Here is a 4,284-nt window from a genome sequence, read left to right as displayed (position 1 = left end):
GCACCGCATCTTTGAAGAACAAGGCGCCGTCTCCCGCGGCAAGGAGGTCACCCAATCATGAGCGACGTTCAGACACCTGCCCGGCGTTTTTCCATCACGCCCGGGGACTTCGCCCGCGAATACGGCGTTCTCACCATCATCGTCATTCTGATGATCGGCCTCAGCCTGATTTCCGACAGTTTCATGACGGCACGGAACCTGCTCAACATTCTCAACCAGTCGGCGCCGCTCGCCATCATCGCCTGCGCGCTCACCCTGGTGATCATCGGCGGCGGGTTCGACCTGTCGACCGGCGCGATCTTCGGCGTGGCCTCGGTCGCGGCCGGCTGGATCGCCGTTCACGTCGACCCCTATACCGCGATTGTCGCCGGGCCGCTGATCGGGCTTGCGCTCGGCACGCTGAACGGCGCGATCATCACCGGCTTCGGCGTGCATTCCTTCCTTGTGACGCTCGCCACCAGCCTCGTCTATCGCGGCATCGCCATCCTGATCACCGGCGGCGCGCTGATCCCGGTCCGGATCGCGGAATTTTCCTGGATCGGCCGTGGCCGTATCGGCATGGTCAACATCGCCGTCATCGTGCTGATCATCTTCATGGTGATCTTCATGGTGCTGCTCAACCGCACCACATTCGGCCGCCGCGTCTTCGCCGTCGGCGGCAACGAGGAAGCCGCGATCCTGTCGGGCATCCGCACCAATCTGATCAAGATCGTCACCTTCTCGCTGTCGGGCATGGCCGCAGGTCTCGCCGGCGTGATCGCCGTGTCGCGCATCTCCATGGCGTCCCCGCAGGCCGGCATAGGCATGGAATTCGAGGCGATCGCGGCGGTGATCCTCGGCGGAACGTCGATCATGGGCGGTTCGGGCGCAATCTGGCGCTCGGTCGCGGGCGTGCTGTTGATGGCGCTGATTGGCAACGGCTTCAACATTCTCAACGTGAACCCCTTCTTCAAGGACCTCACCACCGGCGTGATCATCGTCGTCGCGGTCGCGCTGGCCGCATCGGGCCGGCGCAGCCGCTGACATCCTTCATGCATTGAACAGAGACTTCCCATGACTGAGAAAATCACGCGCGTCTCGACCGATGTCGGCGGCACCTTCACCGACCTCGTCTATTTCGAGACCGACCTTGAAACCGGCGTCCAGACCGTGCGCACGGAAAAATCCGACACCACGCCGCCGGACTTCGAAAAGGGCGTTCTCAACGTTCTGGAAAAGGCGAAGGTCGATGTCGGTTCAGTCGATTTCTTCGCCCACGGCACCACCGTCGTCATCAACGCGCTGACGGAACGCAAGGGCGCCAAGGTCGGGTTGATCACCACAAAGGGCTTCCGCGATTCCATCGAGATCGGCCGCGGCAACCGGCCGGACTTCTTCAATCTCAGATACAAGAAGCCGGCTCCCTTCGTGGAGCGTTACCTGCGCCGCGAGATCGTCGAGCGGATGGATTATCACGGCAACGAGGTCACGCCGCTGGACCTCGCCTCGCTCGACGAGACGCTCGCCCTGTTCCGCGCCGAGGGCATAGAAGCCATCGCCATCAGCCTGCTGCACGCCTATGCCAACCCCGATCACGAAATCCGCCTGAAGGCCGAGGTCGAGGCGCGCTGGCCCGAGGTGACAGTGGTCGCATCGCACCAGATCACCCGCGAGTGGCGCGAATATGAGCGCACCAATACCGCCATCCTCTCGGCCTATGTTCAACCGAAGGCCCAGCGTTATCTTGAGAAGCTGGAAAGCGGTCTGACCGGCAAGGGCTATGCCGGCCAGCTCTTCATCATGCAGTCGAATTGCGGCGTCGATTCGCTGGAAGCGATCAAGGCCGTGCCGATCACCATGGTCGAAAGCGGCCCGGCCTCGGGCTTCTGGGGCGCGGCCGAGCTCGGCCGGATCATCGGCGAGCCGAACATTCTGGCGCTCGACATCGGCGGCACCACCGCCAAGTGCTCGCTGATCGAAAACAACCAGGTCACCATCAAGACCGATTACTGGATCGAGCGCGACGGCAAGTCCGCCGGCTACCCGATCATGGTGCCGGTGGTCGATCTCGTCGAGATCGGCAATGGCGGCGGGTCGATCGCCTGGGTCGATGATTTCGGCAAGCTGCATGTCGGCCCGCATTCGGCCGGCTCCACGCCCGGCCCCGCCTCTTACGGACGCGGCGGCGAGGACGCGACCACCACGGACGCCAATCTCGCGCTCGGCCGGATCAACAGGGACTATTTCTGCGGCGGCTCGGTCGAGGCGGATATCCCGGCGCTCGAAGAGGCGCTCGGAAAGCTGGCCGAGCGCATGGGCAATGCGCCCGAGGACGTCGCGCGCGGCATCATCCGCATCGCCAATTCCAACATGGTCAACGCCCTGAAACTGGTCTCCGTCAATCGCGGCTATGACCCGCGCGACTTCACGCTCGTGGTGTTCGGCGGCGGCGGGCCGATGCATGGCGTGGCGCTAGGCCAGGAACTGGGCGTCAAGAAAGTGGTCGTGCCGCGCGGCGCGCCGGTGTTCTCCGCCTGGGGCATGATGATGTCGGACCTGCGCCGCGACTATTTCGTCACCCGCCTGATGGACAGCGCCGACCGCGAGGGCCTCGATGCCCTGCTCGCCCACACCATGGAGCGCGCCCGCGCCGAATATGCCCGCGAGGGCTTCGGCCCCGACAAGGTTTCGCTGAAGCCGCTGGCGCGATGCCGCTACCAGAACCAGGAGTTCGCCGTCGAGGTGCCGGTGCCCGCCGGCCCCGTGACCGATGAAACCCTGACGAAGATGGTCTCGGAGTTCCACGAGATCTACGAGCGCGAATATACCTATCGCCTTGCCGCCGGCGTCGAGATCATCGGCCTGCATCTGGTCGCCGCCGCCGAGGTCGGCAAGCTCGAACTGGTGGCGCTGCCAAAAACCGGCGCGAAGCTGGAGGATGCGGTGAAGGGCAGGCGCATGGTCGACTACGCCACCGAGGGCCGGCATGAGGCCACCATCTATGACAGCACGAAATTCGAACCCGGCATGGCCTTTACCGGGCCTGCGGTGATCGAGGATCCGGGCACGACCATCGTCGTCCATCCCGGCAACCGCGTTTCCATCGACGATTTCGGCAACACGCATATCGAGACGAGGGGCTGAACCATGACCGACAAGACCTTTGATCCCGTCACCTTCGACATCATCCAGAACGCGCTGGAAGCGATCGCCGACGAGATGTTCTACGCCCAGGTGAAGACCTCGATGAGCGCGATCATCTACGAAGTGCTCGACCTCTCCACCTCGATCCTCAATCCTGAGGGCGAGATCGCCGCGTCCGGCGCTGGCATTCCGGCCTTCATCGGCGTGCTGGACAAGGCGATTGCCGGCATCCTCGCCAAATTCCCGCTCGAAGACATTCGCGAGGGCGATGTCTTCGCCTCCAACGACCCCTATTTCGGCGGCGTCACCCACCTCAACGACATGGTGCTGGCAGCACCTGTGTTCCATGATGGCGTCATGGTCGCCTGGGTTGCCAATATCGCTCACTGGAACGATGTCGGCGGCAATGTGCCCGGTTCGATGTCGGCCGAGGCCACGGAAATCTTCCAGGAAGGCATTCGCATTCCGGCGGTGAAACTGTTCACTGCGGGCGTCGAGAACCATGCGGTTTTCGACATCCTCAAGGTCAATTCCCGTCTGCCGGATTACCTGAACGGCGATCTGTGGGCCGCGATCGCGGGTCTTCGCATCGGCGAGCGCCGGGTGCTGGAACTGGTCGCGAAATACGGTGCGGACACGTTTGCGGCCGCCGTCACCGACTATATGGACCTCGGCGAACGCCGGGCCCGGGCAGCGCTCGCGAACATTCCGCAGGGCAGCTACAGCTTTGCCGAGGAGCAGGACAGCGGCGTGGTCCACAAGGTCACGCTGACGGTGACCGCCGACGAATTCATCGTCGACCTCACCGACAACCCGGCCCAGTCCGGCTCGCTCAACTGCTCGCGCGAGGGCACGGAGATCGCCGTGCAGCTCGCCTTCAAGGATTTCACCGATGCCGACGCACCCGGCAATGGCGGTTTCTTCCGGCCGCTCAAGGTGGTGACAAAGCCGGGCACGATCTATCATGTCGAGGCGCCCGGCGCGCTTGGCTATTATGCCGAGGTCGAGATCCGGCTGTTCGACATGCTGCTGCGGGCGATGGCGGAGCATTTCCCGGGTTCCGTGCCGGCCGGCAATTTCGCCTCGATCTGCGGCACCAATATCGGCGGTCCGCACCCCGATACCGGCCGCCATTACACCATCGTCGAACCGCAGGTCGGC

At 63.8% G+C, this 4,284-nt stretch carries 3 protein-coding genes; all 3 read left to right on the top strand.

Annotated features, from left to right (window positions below; translation table 11 throughout):
- Nucleotides 1–57: 57 nt before the first annotated feature.
- On the top strand, nt 58–1,023 hold the full coding sequence (locus AC5DC2_RS20255; RefSeq protein WP_491699782.1) for an ABC transporter permease: 966 nt from the start codon (nt 58–60) through the stop codon (nt 1,021–1,023).
- A 30-nt stretch (nt 1,024–1,053) separates the two neighbouring features.
- On the top strand, nt 1,054–3,123 hold the full coding sequence (locus AC5DC2_RS20250; RefSeq protein ID WP_491699781.1) for a hydantoinase/oxoprolinase family protein: 2,070 nt from the start codon (nt 1,054–1,056) through the stop codon (nt 3,121–3,123).
- A gap of 3 nt (nt 3,124–3,126) precedes the next feature.
- Nucleotides 3,127–4,284, top strand: a 1,158-nt coding sequence (locus AC5DC2_RS20245; RefSeq protein WP_491699780.1) for a hydantoinase B/oxoprolinase family protein, incomplete at its 3' end; no start/stop codon positions are given.

The organism is Martelella sp. (genome assembly GCF_984369615.1).
The sequence above is the reverse complement of the archived record's forward strand: the minus strand, read 5'-3'. Positions and strand labels throughout refer to the sequence as shown.

What these genes read in the sequence shown, in the direction of transcription:
- AC5DC2_RS20250 (WP_491699781.1), top strand. Translation starts at nt 1,054, where the DNA reads ATGACTGAGAAAATCACGCGCGTCTCGACCGATGTCGGCGGCACCTTC.
- AC5DC2_RS20255 (WP_491699782.1), top strand. Translation starts at nt 58, where the DNA reads ATGAGCGACGTTCAGACACCTGCCCGGCGTTTTTCCATCACGCCCGGG.